This is a genomic window from Clostridium cavendishii DSM 21758 (assembly GCF_900141845.1).
In the GTDB taxonomy this organism is placed as follows: Bacteria; Bacillota; Clostridia; order Clostridiales; family Clostridiaceae; genus Clostridium_AG; species Clostridium_AG cavendishii.
In genome coordinates this window covers 168,219-189,729 of sequence record NZ_FQZB01000010.1, presented here as the reverse complement: position 1 = coordinate 189,729, position 21,511 = coordinate 168,219, and the positions used below count along the sequence as shown (strand labels likewise).

Genomic DNA, 21,511 nt, shown 5'->3' with positions numbered 1-21,511 from the left:
CAAGTCACCGAAAATTAATCAACTTCCCCCCTTCAAACACAGAAAAAAATTACTTCTATTATTAATTTAAATTGTTTATAAGTTTTAAAAACTAGAATCTTTTGTATTATAACTATAAGAAATATTTAATGGAGGTGAAGGTTGTGGCGGAATATAAAAAGCCTTTGAAAGAAGAATTAAAGAGGAAGTTAACAGAGCTTCAGTATTTGGTTACACAAGAAAATGCTACTGAAAGACCTTTTGCTAATGAGTATGATAAACATTTTGAAGAGGGGATATATGTAGATATAGTTTCGGGAGAGCCGTTATTTGCATCAGGTGATAAATTTAATTCAGGGTGTGGATGGCCTGCATTTTCTAAGCCAATAAGTAGAAAGTTTATAAAAGAAAAGGCGGATTTTACTCATAATATGCATAGAATTGAAGTTAGGAGTAAAAATGCAGATTCACATTTAGGGCATGTATTTAATGATGGTCCAGAAGAGGATGGGGGACTAAGATATTGTATAAATTCTGCATCTTTAAGATTTATACCTAAAGATAAAATGCAAGAAGAGGGATATGAAGAATATATTGATCAAATATTGTAATCAGATATTAGAAAAGAGGAGCGAAGGCTCCTCCTTTTATTAAAATAATATACCTATTAAAGATGCATTAAATAGAGTAACTAATGTTCCAGCAATAAGGGCTCTTATGCCAAGCTCACCAATTTGAGATTTTTTATTTGGTGCTAATCCACCAATACCTGCTACTTGAATACCTATAGCAGCAATGTTTGCAAAACCGCAAATAGCATAAGTTAATATAATTCCAGTTCTTTCAGGAAGAGTATTAAATACTTCTCCTAATTTTATATATGATATAAATTCATTTAAAACTATTTTTTGGCCAAGTAAATCACCTGCAAATAGTATATGTTCTTGAGGAATACCTATAGCAAATGCAATTGGCGCAAATAATCTTCCAAGTATCCAAGAAAGACTAAGTGATGAAAATCCGAATAATCCACCTATAGATCCAAGAATAGCATTTATTAAAGCTATACCAGCTATGAAAGTTAAAAGCATAGCACCTACATTTAAAGCAAGCATTAAACCTTGAGAAGTACCAGCTGAGAAAGCTTCTATTGGAGTTTTAAATTCTTTTTCAGAAGAAAGTTCTATAGAACCAGCAGTTTCAGCTATTTCAACTTCAGGAACTATTATCTTACTTATTATTATAGAAGCAGGAGCTGATATAACAGAAGCTATTATAAGATGTTTTGCAGGAATACCAAGAGCTGCATAGCCAGCTAGAGCTCCTACTGATATAGAACCCATACCAGCAACCATCATTGTAAATACTTCAGATTTAGTCATTTTTTCTATGTAAGGTTTAACGAATAAAGGAGCTTCTGTTTGACCAACAAATATGTTAGCAACAGCAGTCATTGTTTCAGCACCAGAAGTACCAAGTAACTTTTTGAAAGCAACTCCTAAAACCTTTATAACTTTTTGCATTATACCATAATGATAAAGTAAGCTCATTATAGCCGAAATGAATATTATAGTAGGTAGTATTTGGAATGCAAATATAAAACCTATATTAGGATTTTCATTATTTAAAAGATTACCAAAAACGAATTTTGTGCCTTCAGTTGTAAATTTAAATAATTGATTTACACCAAATCCTATACCTTGGAAAAATGCTTCAACTACAGGAATTTTAAAAATTGCTAAAATAAGAACAACTTCTAAAGCTACTCCAGTAGCAACCATTTTGTAGTTAATTTTTTTCTTGTTATCAGATAATAAAAAAGCTAAAAATAAAATTAAAATTGCGCCTAAAAAACTTATTATTTTCATTTTTTTCTCCTTTGTTTATAATTTCAACCGATTATACCATAGAAAGTAGACTTTTGCTCATCTGTTGACTTCTAAGAGGTGAATTTAGTTATAGTTGATATTGATTTCACAATTAGTATCCTCGAATTTATATATTTTATTAAGTAAGCGCTTTATTATTAAATTAATAGAGGAATTGTTACTAAATAAGTTAAGTGAAAGAAAGTGTTATTTATTATATTAATAAGGGTAATTTTAAATAGCCAAATAAAAAATTTAAATTTAAGTTTTTGATCCATATATAAATTAGTCTTAAAAAATCAAACCAAAAGTTAATTTTTGGATTCTTTAACGGTATATAAGTATTGATTTTGGAAGCATAAAAATAAGCTAATAAAGAGATGATAAGTGATATAGTGGTATAGACATATGGAGGATTAAACAACAATACAAAGATATATAGAGGTATAGAGAGGAAAATGAACTTAATGTTCGAAAATAGATTATTTTGCCTTAAAATAACTAAAAATACTGGACAAAAAAATTTTTTGTGCTAGAATAAAGAGTGTTCAAAAACAAATTATCTTCATACTATATAGTATAAATTATAAAAAAGGAGATGATTTATGTCTTAAATCAATTTAATATTAATCAAAATTTAATATTAAGCGCCAGAACTAAAGTTGCTATTAAAATCAAGGTTTTAGGGTAAGAGCTAAAATTAATTTTTAGAAGTTCGCCTCATAAAATCTTGATCTTAATATAGATTAATAACAATTACTTTAGTTGACGAGGATGGGGAGTATCGAAATTTTCGGCGGGTGCCCCACGGTATCGCACTACCGTAAAACATTGGCAAAACTAAAAAGTGATTTTTAGAACAAATCCAATGCGGTGTTAAAACCTAATCAAACTAGGGGTTTTTGAGTCCCTAGATTTTTTATACCCTTTTTTAAGTTTTAGAGAATAAGAATGCTTAAAAAGTGGGGAAAATATTAAGAATAAATAAAATGTTTAGAAACGAAAGGAAGAAAAAAGTATGTGCGGAATAGTAGGATATTTAGGAAATAAAAAGGCGGCGCCTTTATTAGTAGAAGGATTATCAAAACTTGAATATAGAGGATATGATTCAGCTGGAGTTGCTATATTAGAAGATGGAATGATAAATGTAAGTAAGTGCAAAGGTAGACTTAAAAACTTAGAAGAAAGACTTAATGAAAAGTCTTATAAAGGAAGTATAGGAATAGGTCATACAAGATGGGCAACTCATGGAGAACCGTCAGATGTAAATTCACATCCGCATACCAATAGTGATGTTACTATAAGTGTAGTTCACAATGGTATAATAGAAAACTATTTAAAATTAAGAGAATGGTTAACTGGTAAAGGATATGAATTTTTATCAGAAACAGATACAGAAGTAATACCAAATCTTGTAGATTATTATTACAAAGGAGATTTATTAGAAGCTGTAATGAAAGCAACTTCAAAAATGGAAGGTTCTTATGCTATAGGAGTTATATGTAAGAATGAACCTAACAAATTAGTAGCTGTAAGAAAAGATAGTCCATTAATAGTTGGACTTGGAGAAGATGAATACTTCATAGCTTCAGATATACCAGCTGTATTAAACCACACAAGAGATGTATACCTATTAGAAGATAAAGAATTTGTAGTTATAGATGAAAAAGGAGTAACTCTTTATAATGAAGAAAAAGAAGAGATTACTAAAGAAGTTTATAAAGTAACTTGGAATGCTGATGCAGCTGAAAAAGAAGGTTATGAAGATTTCATGCTTAAAGAAATTCATCAACAGCCAAAAGCTATAAAAGATACAATGACATCAAGAATAAACTTAGATTCAAAAATAGCATTAGATAAAATAAATTTTACAAAAGAAGATTTAAATAATATAGATAGAATATATATAGTAGCTTGTGGTACAGCTTATCATGCAGGGGTTGTAGGAAAAACTGCTATAGAAAGATTAGCAAAGATACCAGTTGAAGTTGATATAGCTTCAGAATTTAGATATAGAGAACCACTAATAACAGAAAAAACTTTAATAATAGTAGTAAGTCAATCAGGAGAGACTGCGGATACTTTAGCAGTATTAAGAGATGGAAAGAACAAAGGAGCTAGAGTTTTAGCGGTAACAAACGTTGTAGGAAGCTCAGTATCAAGAGAAGCAACTGATGTATTATACACTTGGGCAGGTCCTGAAATAGCAGTGGCATCTACAAAAGCTTATGTGACTCAACTTATAGCAATGTATATAATAGCATTATATTTTGCAGAAGTTAAGGGAACATTAAGTAATGAAGAAATACTTGAGATAAAGAAAGAAATGTTAGAGTTACCAGAAAAGGTAGAAGAGACATTAAAGCATAAAGAAACACTTCAAAAATTTGCGTCAAAAACTTATATGGAGAAAGATATGTTCTTCCTAGGAAGAGGATTAGATTATGCAGTAGCTATGGAAGGTTCATTAAAGCTTAAAGAAATATCTTACATCCATTCAGAAGCTTACGCAGGTGGAGAACTTAAGCATGGTCCTATAGCTTTAATAGAAAAAGGAACAGAAGTAGTTGCTTTACTAACAGATGAAAATTTAAGAGATAAGATGGTATCTAATATTAAAGAAGTTGTAACCAGAGGAGCAAAGGTTATGGGAATAGCGCTTGAAGGTGATACTGAATCAGAAAAATCATTAGATTCAGTTATATATATTCCAAAGACTTTAACTATTTTAACTCCAGTGATTTCAGTAATACCATTACAATTATTATCATATTATATGGCAAAACAAAAGGGCTGTGATGTAGATAAACCACGTAATTTAGCAAAGTCAGTTACGGTAGAATAAAAATAAAAACTATGGTCTTTAAAATGTTGGTTTGAAAAAAAGTTTGATTTATTGAAAAAAAGATTGATTCTTTGGAAAAAAGTTTGATTTATTGAAAAAAAGTTTGAATGGAAAATATTGCTAGAAGTATACTGTAATTAAGATGTGTAGTATACGAATTAAACTAAATGGGGTGAATTTGTATGAATGAAGAATTAGTAAAGTTATTAAACGAGTATAAAGAAACTGAAAGATGTATGGAAATGGGAATGAATTGGTTAAATGAGAAAGAATATGCTAAGGGAAAACTAGATATAGTTAAGACTATAATAGCAGATCTTGAAAGATTATCACAAAAAGTTTAAATATATATAAATAATTAAGGAGCTACACATTTCAAGAGAAATTGAAGTGTGTAGCTTTTATGGCTAAGTTATATATAGCTAGTATAGCATCGTTAAATTTAGTTCAATATTAAAAAATGGTTAGGAATGGGGTTTGTGGGAAAATGATATTGTTATTAAACAATTCGAACTGTAATAGAGGAAATTATGAAACAATGTATGAGAAATAATGTGTTGAAGTGTTAACTCGAAAATAATAATTTTAGTGGTGATACATAAAATGTTCATTATAAAAACACAAAACCACCTACTTTCAGTAAGTGGTAGTTGATTTGTAGGATATTTGAAAGTTCTTTAAATACTAATATACATATAAGCTTGATTGTTTCATAATATAACCGAGGTGTAGTGTAATTTCTAGTATTTATATTATTTTATAGCTTTTATTTTTAGTCGATTAAAGCTTTTTTTTATATCTCCGTATAATTCTGTTATTAAAATATCGTTCTTATTTAGGATATCTAACCATTTTAAAAATAAAGAGCTATCTGCATCATCTTTTATTTCATTGAGAGATTCAATAATTTCTCCGTTAGCAATAGCAGTTGCCGTTTTTGGAAAGTAAGAAGCATCAAGGAAATATAAATTGACTGTATTGTTAGAGCCTCTTTGACCTCTACCTACTAATTGTCGTATATCTACTAATGTATTTGATGCAATAGAATCCTTAATGCTAGATGGTAAGTTAGTATAGCTATAGCATATTTTTAAGTGTATTGATGTTTCATTTGATTGTTTTAAACATTCTCTGAAAGCTTTTTTATCATTCTTACTTTTATTTAATGCATATCTAGTGATAATTGAATTCACATAACTAACATTAGTTGCACTATTATTGGGTGAAGGAAGAATTCTATTTAGGACTAAAATATTGTGTATGTAACTTGAATTCTCACCATCAGCTTTCAGTATATTATAACCTCTATTTATTACAGCTCCAATAACTATAGCTATATCTACAGCCTCATTATCTAAGTTACTCAAGTTTTCAATATTCGAAATATTGAGTACTTCAGTGGCATCTAATTTTTTATTGTTTTGTATGGTGCTATTTGTTAGTATCTTTATATTGTAACCTTTATGTTTTAGACATTTTATTTCTTCGTATACAGTATACGCATCATCGTAGCTTGAACAGCTAAACAAAGTAGCTTTTCCAAACTTTCTTGCATCTTCTACAAGTGAAGGTAAAAAATCTCTAATTAGAATTCTACATAGTTTCTTAATGTTAAATTGTCTTTGATTTTTACTTGAAGAAATATTAACTGCAGAGTTATTTAAACCTTCAGTTAATATTACAGGGGTGAAAAACGTATTAATTGTATTATCATTTTCAGTCTGTAATTTGCTTTTAATTAAATAATCTACAGGATATTTTATTGCGTACAATGAAGAGTTTTCTTCAAATGCTGTGGCACTTACAAAAAGAACAGGGGTTGCAGGAATTTCATATGCTGAAGCTATATAATCTCTTGTAGTATATAGGATTTCTCTTCCTAAAATCGAAAAATCTTTATATATTAATAAACCTTCCTTATCCCATTTTTCAAGAGAAAATCCTGTTAATATCCAAGCTAGAGATTTGGGTAAATAAATCGACTTTAGAAGGCTATTTGAAGGTATTTCATGTCTTTCTTTATCTATAAAAAGCAAAATAGTTGGTAAAAATATATTAGTATATTTTATATAACTGTCAATATGATTTATAAAAAGTATAAAGTTATAAAATTTTATAGCTTTATTTTTATTGTACTTTTTGTTGTTAATGTAAGTAATAGTATATTTTTTCATATATTTAGATTTGATAAAACGATTATATTGCTTGTTAAAGAGTTCAATATTATTCTCAATATTGGTACTTAGATAATCAATATAATTAAAATTTAACTCTTCTTTTAGTTTATTATCTTGAAGATAGTTCATAAAAGATTGGGCAAACTCAATTGAATAATTTTCTTTACTATTATCATAATCATAAATTATATTACCATCAGCATCATGTATTTCTTTGATATAAGTATTACAATACATACTGATTAAATTAAAAGTAGTAAATGTCTTTGTACCAACTAGTTCTTTTATCATTTCATCTTTATCATTTAAAAGGAAGTTGTTGCATGCCACATCAATAAAAGCGTCAGTTTTAGCTGTATCTATAACTTTATGATTATGTAGAAATGGTATAGAACCCATTTTAGTTCTATCAATTGTACTATATAATCTTATAATATTACTTATATAACTATCATTATACAAATTAGCATTTTTGGAATATATTTGACTTTCATATATTGCAGCATTATCAAAATTGACTTGAATCAAGTCGGCTTCGTCGACAATAATAAAATCAGAAATAGCATATGCAGTTTCTATTAAACTTCGATTATATCCATCAAATGAAGCATTCACAGAAGAATAACATAAGTTATACGATGTTGTTATTAATATGTTTGAGTTTAAAAATTCTCTTGTAAGGTTGTGGTAACCACATGTAATTTTATGTTCACATTTTTTACAATTATAAGAGTGACTACTTGTTTCTTCAGCATTTGAAGAAATATAATTATTAAGACAAGTACTATCTAGATTACTTATAACACTTTCATTCCTTTTTATTGTTTGGAATATATTTAAATCGTTATTTGCATTCATTTTTGTCTTAATAAACTCATCCGTATATTTATTTCTATCATGGCCTACAATTACTGAGGCTTTAAACCCCATTTTTGTATATTTTTCTTTAATTTTTATTCCGTCGGCATGTTTTGAAGTTAAAAATAGAATTCTCTTGTTATGCTTTGCTAGTATGAAAACTATAAAATCAATTAATACAGTTTTTCCACTTCCAGTTTTTCCACACAAGTGAGTAATTTCTTTGAGTCTTATTATTTCTGATTCAATTAATTCGTTGTCTTTTAGAGCATAATATATTAGTTCGTTTAATAATTGAGTTTCAATATATTTAAAGTCTTCATTTCTTTGAATTAAATCCTTAATGTAAATTTCTAACTTATTGCTTAGAACTTCGTTTATTAAGTCATAGGATGTTAATGTTTCATTTTTTTTATTATTAATAATAGAGTTTATAGCTTCTTCAAAATCTGTGGAGTCTTTAGACTTTTTGGTTAATCCAATAGTATCCTTTGAGTTAAGAAGATTTACGTATATATTAAATCTTTTTTTATTGTAATTATTCAATGATAACTTAATAATACCCTTATCAATAATAAAGAGCTTGTAATTATTAACTCTATCATTATTATTTTTAAAATACCAATTTATTAAACGGTTTGTTTCTGTTTTACCTTTATAATTACCTAAGTAAATTAAAGATATATTAATTATATTTTGTTGACTTACGTTATAATTAGTAAAATTATGGCTTAAACCGCTGAAGATATAGCCAATATCTTCTTTTTTAAATTCGCTACTAAGTATTAGGTATACAGAAGTTAGTAATAGTTCAGTATATATGAAGTTAGCTTTTAAAATAAAATAATTGTTATCTTTATATGGTAATAAAGGAAAGTCTTTTTCAGAAAAATTATCTAAAGTATCAAATCCTTTTATATTTTCGGAAGCATTCTTGAAAACAATATCATTAAATGTTTTTCTTGCCACTATATCACTCCTTTAAGATACTGAAGAAGAGTATCTATTGAATATATTTTATAACCAAATGCTTTTAAATCAGACATAGAATTATAAACCCTTGAAGGAACTATAATAAGCCTATTTTTGTAATGTGGCTTTTTATCTAACTCTTCTTTTAAATAAGCTGGAATTTCATAAGCCTTTGCATCTAGAAATAATTCTGTGTCATTAATATATACTTTTATATCACCTTCAAGTTCTAGAGAAGGAAATAATTCATATTTATATCCATGTTTATCTAAGGCATCTTTTATTTCAATTTCAAGTCTTGTTGGTAATACGATATCTTTATATGCTGAAGCTTCAGCTACTAATAGATTGTTTGAAGCTTCAATATATAATGTTTTGTATCCTTGGCATTGTTTATGATATTTAAAAGAATTAGAGTCATTACCTATTAGGTAACCACATCTTTCACATATACCAATTTTGTCTTTAGTAACATTTATGGTTTTGTAATTGCTCTTTACATAATCAAATATAAAATCTCTATCTTTCTTTGATATTGTTGGTAGTTTTGAAAGTAGCTTTAATTCGATACCATCTTTTATATTTTTAAATATGTTTCTATGGATAATAGGATAATTTGATATAAATAATCTTGTATTTGTATAAATAATTTGCCCGTATTTATGATTTTGGCAGAATTTATATAGCTTATCAAAACGAGTTTCAGCTCTATTATTAAGGGTATCTAATATTTCAAATAATTTAATATTTACTATATTATTATCTAATAAGGTAATATCAAGCTTTGAAGTGTTAATATATTTCTCTATATTTTCAACATTCATTTCAGAGATAGTAGTTTCATTAAGATAGTTAACAAAATGAAGTATATTAGTAAATTTTATTGTTTCATGTTTATACATTACAGAATATAGATTTTCTATGCTGAAGCTTTTTTTATTTGAATTTAAAAGCATTTCTAATAAATCATCAAAATATTCAATTGTAGTCATTGTAGTAACTCCTCTCTATTAAAAATATTTACTAAAGTATGTTAAATAATTATAGAAACTTGTTTCATTGCAATGTATTTCGGATGTTAGTCTAAATCGTGACAATTTTATTAATGAAGCTAGAGAGATTTTATCCATTTTGTTTTTTATGATTTTTATTCCAAATGCTCGCCTATCTTGATACATTCCAAATGCTCCATTAACAATATTATCATCAGGTTTGTTTTTGGTTTTTCTCTTCATAAAATTAACCAATTTACTACCATAAACTAAAGATTTTCTTTGGGACTGTGTTTTATCTCCAATTGAAACAAAGGTATCATTAGTAAGTGAAAATAATGTTGGAGTAAAAGTTAAATCATCATTAGTTGCATTTTTTACAATTACTTCGATATCTAATAAATCAATTTTTACAACATTATCTGAAATAGAGATGATTTTTTTTAATAAATCAGAATCTGTTTCTTTGAGTTGATTACCTTCCAAAAGAAGTATTTTTTCTGTGTTATCATTTTTAAATATATCTAAAAGATTGATTAATAAAATATTTTCTATTTCTTGCATATTACATTTTTGAAGATCAAAAGTATAGTTTTTTAAATTGTAAAAGTTAGTATATATCTCATTTATACTAACAAAATTAACAGGTGTATTTTTTAAAACTGGTGATACTTGAATAGATTTCTCAGTAATCTTTATTATAAAAGGTAAAATAATTCCTTTACGCGACTCGCTTTCTACAAAAGAAAAAGTATATACTGTTTTTTCATCTAAATACGTTAATGCATTATAGAATCCTATGCATTGGAGTAATTTACACAATCTTTGCTTCAAATTATTTATATTCATTGTTGAAGGTATAATAAATTGATTAATAAAACCTAGTTTAATAAAAGCTTGTCTTATTATTTTTTTTGCATCTGCTTTATCAGATATCATTTCTAATTCAATTAAAAATAAAGAGTTAACAGGTATTTCTCCAATAACTTCAGTAATTAGATTAGCTCTATCATCAACAGTTTCACCTTCATAGGTATCATTTAGTATATAATCGCTACATATATCAATAATATTAATAGTAATGGCAACATTATTATTAAAGGTTACAACGAAAATATTTTCATTGGGGGATTCGACTTTTTCGTAGTTAGTAAATAAACTTTCAGTTTCTGAGGTTGATGTAAAAAGTTGATTTATAAGTTTAATTATCTCACTATTATTTTTTCTTATAACATATAGATTGAAACTATTGTATTTACCTTTGTAAGAAGATACCAATAAATCTATTTTGCTACCATTTCGTGCTGTTTTTTTTATTTCTGAAGGATAAACTACTTCAATTTCAGATACAGAATCAATGATTTCCAGACCTTTAATATTTTCTACGATGAAGTTTGAAATATCCAGTTTGTCATTATTATGTAGACTATCACTTACAAGGTTTTTTTCTTTAATTGATCTATATTGATTGTGTAATAAAAACATATCATTTCTTGAGTTAGTATCTTTTAAGAAATTTTTAATGTCATTAAATGTAATATTTGTTGTCTGTTCTAAATTTTTAATAATTTCTCTATATTCCCATTTAGGAAATATATAAATGATATCATTTTCCGATTTTTTAGTATAAAATTTAACTGATATATATTGTTCACCATCGAAAATGTAAAGCGTTGAATTTTCATTTTTCCCATAATGAATTTTTTTTATTAAATCAGTTTTTTTACCAATTTCATGTTCATAGCTATCAAGGATTACTTTTGTTCCAATAATAATATTTAAATAAAGCTCAGAATTTCTTACCTCTATTTTAGGTGTAATAAATAACGCATATCTTTTTAATTGATTATTATAGTTATAAGCTTCAATGATATCACTTACAAGTTCATGTTTGCCATTATAAGAAGGGTAAAAAGAAATTTCTTTGGCATTTTCTATAGCTTCAGCACATGTTCCTATCCTTACCTTTTTGTTTAAAAAATGTTTCATAAATAACATCTTGATTAAAGTGAAATTTTTGTTGTTTATAAAAGTATTTTTTGTTGCTTCTCCTTTATAATCTAAATCTATATTAAAATTAGTAGTTTTTAAATTTTTGGTTTCTAAATGGTCTTTTAAATCTTTTTTGAATTTATCTTCAATATAATCTGTAACTGAAGTTGATAAAAGCCATTTTATTCTTTGAATCTCTTCTTCATTTAAGGACTTATCACAAAACAAAAGTGGATTTGCATTATCAATATCAGATATAAAAACTCTATATGGTGATATTGAATTAATTTTATAAGGTATGTTTATTAGATTTTTGAATTTCCAATCCTGGCGTAAATCTTCCCAATTTTTATTAAGTACATTTGTATGAAATTTAATTATTTCAAGTATACTTTCTTTAAGTTCTCCATTTATTGAATAAATATTAAAAGTATTATTTTCTAAAAAGGAATTTGTTATTTTGTAAGATAAAACTTGAATTACTTTTTTTGACATCTTATTGCCTCCTTAATATCTTGAGAGTTAATAATGAATATATTTTTATTTATGTAAATATATAGGCATGAAAAATGAAGTAAAAAGCCTTTAAATACTAATATTACTAGCATTTAAAGGCTTAAAAAATTATATTACTTGAATTTAAATTAATAATTTGTTATAATAAACATATTAATTAAATATTGGTAATAAAGAAGTTCTTTCTAACAAGCTTTTATGTGCTAACTACGCATAATGGTTTTGGCCTATAAGATATAGTTCGAAGTATATACTATAGGAGTTGAAAGGCTTTTTTATTTTAATGTTTTCTATATAATAGCATATATGATAAAAATTATCAAATTATATAAATATATATAATATAGAAATTATAATATTTTTATAAATTAATAACTATAGATTAAAATATACTTTTATTATATTTATTAGAGATATTCCTATTATTAACTGAAAAAGTTTGAATAGTAAATATTGTTAGAAGTATACTATAATTAAGATGTGTAGTATTAAAATTAATAGTAGAATTTGTATGAATGAAGAATTAGTAAAATTATTAAACGAGTATAAAGAAATTGAAAGATGTATGAAAATGGGGATGAATTAGTTAAATGATAAGGAATATGCTAAAAGAAAATTAGATATAGTTAAAACTATAGTAGCAGACCTTGAAAGATTATCACAAAAAGTTTAAATATAAATATAGATAAAAATAATTAAAGAGCTACACATTTCAATAGAATAATTGAAGTGTGTAGTTTTTTATTTTAAAAGGGTGAAAAGTATGGCTAAAAGAAGTAGGATAAACAAAATTGAAAAGTTAATAAAGGAAGGCAGAGGGACTGGAAGGTTAGGAGAATATAAGCCTTGGATATTAATTCAGGATGTATCTTCGAGTGGAAGAAGCACTAGATTAAAAGGGATAAAAACAAAAAGACAACATGATTTTTTATCTGACATGGAAACAAATTATTTTTACATATTAGAATATGCTGATAGTGTAATAGACATAAGAGAACAATATCCACTTTTACCAATAGAAGAAACGTTACAAATAGCAAATGAGTTAGGAATAGAGCATCCTAAAAATCCAAGGACAAATGAATATATAGTTATGACAACAGATTTTTTTATAACTCAAAATAATAATTTGGATTTAGCAAGAACAGTTAAGTCTAAAGATGATTTGTGTAATAAGAGAGTGTTAGAAAAGTTTGAAATAGAGAGAGTTTATTGGGAGAGAAAAGGTATAGATTGGGGTATTGTTACAAATGAGGAGATTAATAAAACTGTAGCTCAAAATATAAAATTCTTCCATTCTTATTATGATATAAGTAATTTAGATGTTTTTATTGATTTAGATGAAATGGAAATTCAAGATATAATTTTAGAATACATTAGAAGAATATCTGATACTAATATATCAATTAGAGAGATATCTAGGGTGTTTGAAAATGATTTGAGTTTACTAAAGGGAACTGGAATATCTGTATTTAAATATCTATTAGCTAGAAAAGTTATTGAAGTTGATATAACTAAGGAGATAGATATTAATAAATCAATGGATATAAGTCTAAAAGAAAAAATAGTAAGTAAGGAGTTTAATATATCGTGATTTTAGAGAATATGGTTTTAAAATATATTAATGGTGATGAAGAGCGAATAAGAGTAATTTATATAGATAATGAAAGAGAAAATGTTTATTATGTGGATATTGATAAAGATTCAGATATGCCTAAGTTAGGAACTTTTAATAAAATAAATGAAGAAATAGAAAGTAAGATACTTATACCAGTAAGTGATCCTTATTTAAGAAATATAGAGGAAGATAGATTATCAGAAATAGAAAAAGAAAAAAGAGATGCTAATTGGAAAATTATAAATGATACATGGAATACAAATAAATTAGATATAGTAGATGAAATAAAAAGACACAAAATATTAAGACAAATTTCCAAAGATTATAGTATTAATATATCAACACTAAGAAGAATGTTTTGTAGATTTTTTCAACGAGGGATGACAAAGAACTCCTTGCTTTCTGATTATAGAAATTCTGGAGGAAAAGGAAAAGAAAAAAAACTGAAGGAAAGTAAGGTTGGTAGACCTAAAAAGCATATTTATGATGATAATTCAAATGGAATAAATATAACAGATGAAATAAAACTACAGTTTGAGGTTGCTGTAAACAGGTATTATAGAAAGGCAAATAAAATAAGTATAAAAGAAACTTATGAATATATTCTAAAAGATTTTTTTTCAAATAAGGTTATGGAAAATGGAGAATATAAGTATAAAGTTTGGCCTATTTCGCAAATTCCAACTTATGATCAGTTCTATTACTGGTTTAAAAAGAATGAAAACATAAAGAAGGATATTATATTCAGAGATGGGGCTAAACAGTATGAACTTACAGCTAGACCTATTTTAAGCAATTCTACTTTAGAAACAGAAGGACCAGGAACAAAGTTTCAAATAGATGCAACTATAGCAGATGTTTATTTAGTGAGTGAGTTAGATAGAAGTAGGATAATAGGGAGACCTGTAGTTTATGCAATTATAGATGTGTTTTCTAGGCTTGTAACTGGTATATATGTTGGATTAGAAGGACCATCTTGGATAGGAGCTATGATGGCGCTTGATAATATGGTAGCTGATAAAGTTGAGTTTTGCAATAAATATGACATAACTATAACAGAAGATGAATGGCCAGCAAAACATCTACCAGAAATAATAATATCTGATAGAGGTGAAGGCGAAAGCTATTGCGCTAAGAATTTAATAAATAATCTAAATGTGAAATTTGAAACTACACCTTCATATCGTGGAGATTTAAAAGGAATTGTTGAAAGGCATTTTAGAATATTAAATACTGAAATAAAACATAAAGCACCAGGAGCTATACAAAAGGAATATAGAAAAAGAGGAGATGAGGATTATAGATTAGATGCTACACTTACATTACCAGAATTTACTCAAATATATATAAATTTGATATTAACTCATAATAGTAAAATTAATGATAAGTATCAAATTACGAGGAATATGATGATAGATGGAGTCATTCCTATACCATTAAACCTATGGAATTGGGGAATAGAAAATAAGAAAGGTAGATTAAGAATTGTAGATAGAGAGAGTTTTAGAATTAATGTATTACCAAGAGATAATGCAACAATATCTAGAGCCGGAATAAAGTTTAAAGGATTATTTTATGGTTCTCAAAAAGCTATAAATGAACAGTGGTTTTTAAAAGGCAATGGAAGAAGTATAGAGGTAATATATGATCCTAGAGATATGAATAATATATATATTCAAAATGATGTTGATAATACATTTGAAACCTGTTATTTACTAGAACCTAGCAAACAGTATAGTGATCTTATTTTAGAGGAAATAGAGTTTAATTTTAACTATATTGCTAGGTTAAAAGCTATGGAAAAACAAACTCAAATACAAAATAAAATCGATTTGGATACTGAAATAAATGAAATAGTTAAAAAAGCTAAACAAGAAAAGAATGAGGTAGCTACAGAAGTTAATAGTAAAAGTGCAAAGATAAAAAATATAAGAAATAATAGAGCAGTTGAGAAAGAAATTAATAGAAATAGTGAGGTTTTTATATTAGGCGAGGAGCTAAATTTTAATAATAAAGGAGAAGTTATAGAATTACCAATAATTAAAGATAATGAAATTAGTAATAACTCAACAAGTAAATCTAGATTAATTGACAAGTTAAGAAAAAAGAGGGATGAGAATCGTGAAAAATAATGAAAATATTATAATTCTTAAAGGTCTTGTAGAAGATGCTGTTTATAAGGAACAAGAAATAGTTGAATATGCTAATAATCCTCTTATAGAATCTTTGCCTAATATATTCACAGAAGATGATGTAATCAATAAATTTAGTGTTACTCCAATAATTAGTAGAGCAGATAAAAATAAACCTTCAAACTTACGATACCATATTATTAAAAGGGCTAAACATTTCATACAACCATTACCAGTTCATTTTATAGTGGAAAGACGCTTATCTACTCTTATAAGGAGAGGATATTTAGCAAGAAATCCTTTAGATAAAAGCTATTTAGAACGATTGCGAATAATAAATGAAATTAGAGATGAGAATGTATATGAAGATAGAATATTGAAAGAAAGAATGGTTAATATACGTTCTACAGCAGATAGTATGGCTATAATAGGCATTTCAGGTATAGGGAAAACTACAGCAATAGAGAGATTGTTGCTTATGTATCCTCAAGTAATAATGCATACAGAATATAAGGGAGAACATTTTAGTAGAACTCAGATTACATGGTTAAAAATAGATTGTCCTTACGATGGAAGTTTATCAGTTTTATGTAAAAGTTTTTTTAAGGCAGTGGACGATTTACTAGGAACTAGGTATTTAGAGAAGTTTGGTTATTCTAACAGAATCACATCTAGTATGATGCTTCATATGACTTCTCTAGCAAGTATATATGGAATAGGAGTCCTTGTAATAGACGAAATTCAACATTTACTTAATTCTAAAAACGATATGGATGAAATGCTAAACTTTTTTGTTACATTAAGTAATACAGTAGGTATTCCAACTATATTAATTGGAACGTCTAAAGCACAGAAAATATTTGACGGCAATTTTAGACAGGCACGTAGGGCTACAAGTGAAGGAACTATAATGTGGGATAGAATGGCCAAAGATAGTGATGAATGGGAACTTTTTCTAGAGTGCTTATGGGATTATAATTGTTTAAAGCAAAATACTGAATTAAACCAAAATATAGCAAATGCTTTTTATGATGAATGTCAAGGTATTACAGCGGTTGCAGTGAATTTATTTATATTAACTCAGGAAAGAGCGCTATCTGAGGAGAAGGAAGAAATAACTGTTGAACTTATAAGATCTACAGCAAAAGAAGATTTGTATACAATTCAACCTATGATAAAAGCACTTAGAAATAATAATATCGAAGAAATACGAAAATATGATGATATAATTATAAATTTAGATAATCTATCCTTAAATTATAAAAGAAATATTGAATTAGAAGGTAAAATTCAGGAGCTATTTAAAGAGCGAAAAAATACTATTGAACTTAAAAGAAGAAATACAGTAGAAAATTTAGCTATTGAGATATCTGAAATTGGTATTCTTGATGAACTGGATAATGTAGAAATAAGAAAACAATGTGAAAAGATAGTAGAGCAATTACCAGTAGAAGAAGAATATAATAATATAAAAACTAAGGCGTTGAAGGTGTTAATTGATTTAAATGAAAAGAAAAAAATAGATAAAGATAAAAAGGAAAAGTATATTAATCAAGAAGGATTGATATTTCTATATGAAAAGGCAATTAAAAGTGAAAAACATCCATATGATGTTTTGAAAAAAGAGGGATATATTAAAAATCCAGTGGATGAATTTTTAATGGTTAAATAATAATTCTAAAAAGGGGAATGGGCGGTTTTAAAATGTATATAAAGGAGAATAAACTATGTTACATTTTTTTACTGACCCTTATAAAAACGAACTTATATATTCATCAATTGCAAGATATCACTATTATAGTGGAAATATAGATTATAAAGATACTTTAGAGGAGTTATTTGGTAAGAGAAGTATTATACCTAGTTTAGAAATAGGTAGCAATATAGAACAATTAGCTAATAATTTAGGAGAGAAGTATACGGCTGAAAATATAATCATGAAGCATACTGTATTTCCGTATTATAGTCCATTTCTACCAACTAAAAGAAAGACAGAACTTTTAGATGAAATCAAATATAAAGATGGTGGTGGGTTATACACCAAGATAGGAATGGTGGCTGGGAGTATATGTAGAAAAACGTCAATTTACTATTGTCCTTGTTGTGCTAAAGGTGAAATTGAAAAGTATGGAGAAGTTTATATTCATAGAGAACATCAACTACAAGGAGTTTTTATTTGTCCACATGATGGTGCAGAACTAAAACAATATTCTGTGGATAAAACAAATTCAAGCAGGATTGAATTCATAAGATTGAATAAAAATTTATTGGAGTTTAGGAATATACAAATTATAAATAATAAACAGTATGACAAGTTATATAAATTAGCTAAAGATGCTTATTATTTATTGGAACATGATTTAAGTAAGATATCAAAAGAACGGTTATTAGATAAATATAAAGATATTCTTTATGCTAAAGCTTTAACTACAACAACTAAGAGAGTTAAGCAACAAGATTTATATGAAGAGTTTATAGCGTTTTATGGAAAAGAATTTTTAGATTTAATGGAATCAAATATAGATAATGATGATGAATATAATTGGCTTAGAGTTATAACAAGAAACTTAAAAAGAACAGTACATCCTATAAGACATTTGTTATTAATAAATTTTTTAGATGGTGACATAGAACACTTTTTTTCAAGTTTTAAAGATGAGTTTAAGCCTTTTGGTAAAGGGCCTTGGCCTTGTTTAAATAAAGCTTCTAATCAGTATAGAAGAAATGTTGTAACGGATTTGAAAATAACAGAGGATTATAAAACAAGAGTTCCAGTAGGAACATTTAAATGTGAATGTGGTTTTATATATTCAAGAAAGGGACCAGATAAAACAAAGGATGATAGATATAAAATAGGTAGAATAAAAGCTTTTGGTGTGGTTTGGGAAACCAAGTTAGAAGAGTATTTAAAAGATGAAAGATATAGTTTAAGAGAGTTATCAAGGCTTATGAATTGTGATCCTAAAACTATATTGAAATTTAAAGAAAAGATATTAAATTTCGCTATTAAAAAAGACGGCGAAGTTGAAAAAAATAATAAGATAATTTATAAGAGTGAAATTTATAAATCAAATTTATTGAAATATATAGAGGTAAATAAAAATGCTACAAGAACAGAAATACGGAAATTATGCCAGAAAGAATATATGTATCTATATAGGCGTGATAAAGAATGGCTATACAAGCAGCTACCATCTTTAAAAATGAAAGAAAATAAGACAAAGGTAGTTGATTGGAATAAGAGGGATAGAGAAATATTAACCATATTAAAAGCTACTTATAATAAGCTTATAAATGATAAAAATCCTGTAAGAATAACTAAAAACATTTTAGGTAAAAAGACAAGATTGCTTGCAGCATTGGATAAGAATATAGACAAATTGCCTAAAAGTAAGGAATATTTAAACAAAATACTAGAAACCAAGGAAGAATTTCAGCTTAGAAGGTGCAAAAATATAATAGATTCTTTAATAAACAACAATACAGAGATAAGACTTTGGGAACTTCAAAGAAAAGCTAATGTTAGAAAGAAAGATTTTACTATTATAAAGGATAAAATATTAAATTATATAGAAGTAAAAGAGAGTGGAGAGAAATATGAAAAAGAAAGCAGCTAAAATAACAAATTGGCCGTTTGAAAAGAGTGAAAAAGCAATATTAATGTGGCTTGGGGAACCTTTTAAAAGAGAAAATAAGTGGATGGTAAATACATATTTTAAGGTAGATAATAGGAGAGAAAGAATAACACTAGATTGGTCCAATATACATTTTTTATCTATAGATAAATGTTACATTAATGGAGATTTAAATAATGGAATGAAACTAGAAGAACATGAGATTATAGATATAGATTTAACTGGTATTAAAGCAGAATATATAGAAAAAGATTGGAGTATATGGGGAAAGGGTTTTAATGATAAGCTTAAATCAAAGACATTTAATTTTATTAAAAATGGAGTTTTGTATAACGTACCAACAATTGAAATAATAAGAGCTATTTTGGCTCCTAATAGATTTTTATTAAATAGAATAGTTGAGATGAATACATTAGAAACTTATTTTGGTTATAAATTAAATGAAGGAATATTGGATATACAATTTTATGAAGAATATAATAAGGCTTTATTAACGTTTGAAAGGATATGTCATTTGGCTTGGATACTAACAAATGAGAATATATCAAGAATGTTCTATGGTATAGGACAAAAGCTTTGGTATTCAGGAGACTTAAAATTTGATTTTTTATTTGATAACTTTAATATAAAAGCTAGAGTTGAAAGAAGAGAAAAATATATTAGAATACTAGAGATAGTAGGTTTAAATAATAAAAGAATTAATGTTAATAAAATAGAAGTACATCATCCATCATTAGAAGAAACAGAACTTACAGATGAAGCAAAAAAGAGGGTTTATATACATAAAAATGATCAAAATGAAATAGGCTTAAATCCAAATATACAAGGAGCTACTAAAAGTTTTGATGCGCTTAATACACAACTTATTTCTCATAACTATGAATTGATTCCGAAGATAGAAAAAGTTAAAACAGGCAGAAAAATAAGAAGAAGTAAGCAAGATGAAGATACAAAAATACATTTAACAAATAATGAAAAGATTAGAACAACAGCAGATGAAGGTGGTGAGGAAGTTGTTAGAGGATTAGAATTTACTAATATGCAATTTATTAAAAATGAATCAGTACTTGAATTGAATGAAATCATAGAAGTATTAAAGCTATTAGAGAAAAGAGGTAATATAAAGAAAGTTGAAATAATGCTTGGGGAGTTACCAATAAGTAAAAATTTCTCATGGTTAAGTGATGGGATAACTAGGCGTAGATATATTATAGGTAAAATAATAATGATTGACGGTAGAGAGTGCTTTTTATTAGATGTAGAAAGGGAGAAGAGATCATTATCGATGATACTATTAGTAAGTGACAAAGTAGTTGATTGGAATAAGATATTATGGAGAATGCTATTTGGATTGGTTAATGAAAATGGTAAGTGGAGTAGGATTAAGTTAGGGGGGATTGAGCGATTAGGAGTAAAAGTTATAAGAAAGAAACATATTAGAAAGGATATTTATAATAAAGAAATAAGTATATATAAGGAATTATAATTTTTATTAAGATAAAGATATAGGTTTTTCAACAAAAAAATTAGTTTATTCACTAATTTTTTTGTTTATTTAACTTACTTTAATAACATAGATAAAATAACTCTTAAACTAAAAATCCTATAAATAGTAGTTACATTAAAATATTGTTATAGTTTTTTATAAGGTAATTATAATAGCAATGGTTAGGCTTTTTAATTATAAGGGATTTTTTGAATATATATAAGGGAATAAATTGGTGAAATCTACAAAAATTTGTAGTATACTAGTATTAGATTTAACCAAAATAGAATGACCAAAAGTAATTAATTTATTTAATGTTAAGTTTATTAATAAATTAATTATATATATTAAACTAAAAGTTAGATTCACATTTTAAATTAAATATATTGAGTATAGTTTTAGTGTTAATTTAAAAAAAATCATATAAAAACCTTATATAAT

General features: G+C 26.4%; 12 protein-coding genes. 8 read left to right on the top strand and 4 right to left on the bottom strand.

All coding sequences use genetic code 11. From position 1 onward, the window contains the following. The first annotated feature begins 143 nt into the window (after positions 1 to 143). Positions 144 to 590, top strand: coding sequence for a peptide-methionine (R)-S-oxide reductase MsrB (gene msrB, locus BUB01_RS12320; RefSeq protein WP_200802864.1), 447 nt, complete (start codon positions 144 to 146; stop codon positions 588 to 590). Positions 591 to 629: 39 nt separating this feature from the next. Here msrB and BUB01_RS12315 read toward each other — a convergent pair whose 3' ends face one another. Continuing rightward, positions 630 to 1,847 (bottom strand): NupC/NupG family nucleoside CNT transporter, encoded by a 1,218-nt coding sequence (locus BUB01_RS12315; protein WP_072988025.1) that lies wholly within the window; start codon positions 1,845 to 1,847, stop codon positions 630 to 632. A gap of 1,018 nt (positions 1,848 to 2,865) precedes the next feature. On the opposite strand from BUB01_RS12315, the gene glmS reads away from it, so the two are divergent. Next, positions 2,866 to 4,692 (top strand): glutamine--fructose-6-phosphate transaminase (isomerizing), encoded by a 1,827-nt coding sequence (gene glmS, locus BUB01_RS12310; RefSeq protein WP_072988024.1) that lies wholly within the window; start codon positions 2,866 to 2,868, stop codon positions 4,690 to 4,692. 182 nt (positions 4,693 to 4,874) lie between these two features. Then, on the top strand, positions 4,875 to 5,036 hold the full coding sequence (locus BUB01_RS23480) for a hypothetical protein (protein ID WP_200802863.1): 162 nt from the start codon (positions 4,875 to 4,877) through the stop codon (positions 5,034 to 5,036). 408 nt (positions 5,037 to 5,444) lie between these two features. On the opposite strand, the gene BUB01_RS12305 is transcribed toward BUB01_RS23480, so the two are convergent. Genes BUB01_RS12305 through BUB01_RS12295 form a run of 3 tightly spaced genes read right to left on the bottom strand, consistent with a single transcriptional unit; the run spans position 5,445 to position 12,178 of the window. Next, positions 5,445 to 8,696 (bottom strand): hypothetical protein, encoded by a 3,252-nt coding sequence (locus tag BUB01_RS12305; protein ID WP_072988022.1) that lies wholly within the window; start codon positions 8,694 to 8,696, stop codon positions 5,445 to 5,447. Then, complete coding sequence (locus BUB01_RS12300) at positions 8,696 to 9,691, bottom strand: restriction endonuclease-related protein (protein ID WP_072988020.1); 996 nt, start codon at positions 9,689 to 9,691, stop codon at positions 8,696 to 8,698. Before BUB01_RS12300 ends, BUB01_RS12305 begins: the two co-directional genes overlap by 1 nt. 18 nt (positions 9,692 to 9,709) lie before the next feature. After that, on the bottom strand, positions 9,710 to 12,178 hold the full coding sequence (locus BUB01_RS12295; RefSeq protein ID WP_072988017.1) for a hypothetical protein: 2,469 nt from the start codon (positions 12,176 to 12,178) through the stop codon (positions 9,710 to 9,712). Between the two features lie 784 nt (positions 12,179 to 12,962). Between BUB01_RS12295 and BUB01_RS12290 the strand changes: the two genes are divergently transcribed. From BUB01_RS12290 to BUB01_RS12270, 5 genes are read left to right on the top strand one after another with little or no spacing between them, the layout of a single operon-like run. After that, positions 12,963 to 13,793, top strand: a complete 831-nt coding sequence (locus tag BUB01_RS12290; RefSeq protein ID WP_072988014.1) for a heteromeric transposase endonuclease subunit TnsA — start codon at positions 12,963 to 12,965, stop codon at positions 13,791 to 13,793. Continuing rightward, on the top strand, positions 13,790 to 15,949 hold the full coding sequence (locus tag BUB01_RS12285) for a Mu transposase C-terminal domain-containing protein (RefSeq protein ID WP_072988011.1): 2,160 nt from the start codon (positions 13,790 to 13,792) through the stop codon (positions 15,947 to 15,949). The genes BUB01_RS12290 and BUB01_RS12285 overlap by 4 nt, the downstream gene beginning before the upstream one ends. Further along, positions 15,939 to 17,621: an ATP-binding protein gene (locus BUB01_RS12280; protein ID WP_072988008.1), complete on the top strand. Its 1,683-nt coding sequence runs from the start codon at positions 15,939 to 15,941 to the stop codon at positions 17,619 to 17,621. The genes BUB01_RS12285 and BUB01_RS12280 overlap by 11 nt, the downstream gene beginning before the upstream one ends. A 55-nt stretch (positions 17,622 to 17,676) precedes the next feature. Beyond that, the gene (locus BUB01_RS12275) at positions 17,677 to 19,566 is read left to right on the top strand and encodes a TnsD family Tn7-like transposition protein (RefSeq protein WP_072988005.1); all 1,890 of its coding nucleotides are present in this window, start codon (positions 17,677 to 17,679) and stop codon (positions 19,564 to 19,566) included. Next, positions 19,547 to 21,070, top strand: coding sequence for a Tn7-like element transposition protein TnsE (locus tag BUB01_RS12270; RefSeq protein ID WP_072988003.1), 1,524 nt, complete (start codon positions 19,547 to 19,549; stop codon positions 21,068 to 21,070). Before BUB01_RS12275 ends, BUB01_RS12270 begins: the two co-directional genes overlap by 20 nt. Positions 21,071 to 21,511: the final 441 nt, after the last annotated feature.

Bases quoted from the DNA above. Each gene is read 5' to 3' on its own strand.
- BUB01_RS12275 (WP_072988005.1), top strand. From the start codon at position 17,677: ATGTTACATTTTTTTACTGACCCTTATAAAAACGAACTTATATATTCA.
- BUB01_RS12290 (WP_072988014.1), top strand. From the start codon at position 12,963: ATGGCTAAAAGAAGTAGGATAAACAAAATTGAAAAGTTAATAAAGGAA.
- glmS (WP_072988024.1), top strand. From the start codon at position 2,866: ATGTGCGGAATAGTAGGATATTTAGGAAATAAAAAGGCGGCGCCTTTA.
- BUB01_RS23480 (WP_200802863.1), top strand. From the start codon at position 4,875: ATGAATGAAGAATTAGTAAAGTTATTAAACGAGTATAAAGAAACTGAA.
- BUB01_RS12270 (WP_072988003.1), top strand. From the start codon at position 19,547: ATGAAAAAGAAAGCAGCTAAAATAACAAATTGGCCGTTTGAAAAGAGT.
- BUB01_RS12295 (WP_072988017.1), bottom strand. From the start codon at position 12,178: ATGTCAAAAAAAGTAATTCAAGTTTTATCTTACAAAATAACAAATTCC.
- BUB01_RS12300 (WP_072988020.1), bottom strand. From the start codon at position 9,691: ATGACTACAATTGAATATTTTGATGATTTATTAGAAATGCTTTTAAAT.
- BUB01_RS12315 (WP_072988025.1), bottom strand. From the start codon at position 1,847: ATGAAAATAATAAGTTTTTTAGGCGCAATTTTAATTTTATTTTTAGCT.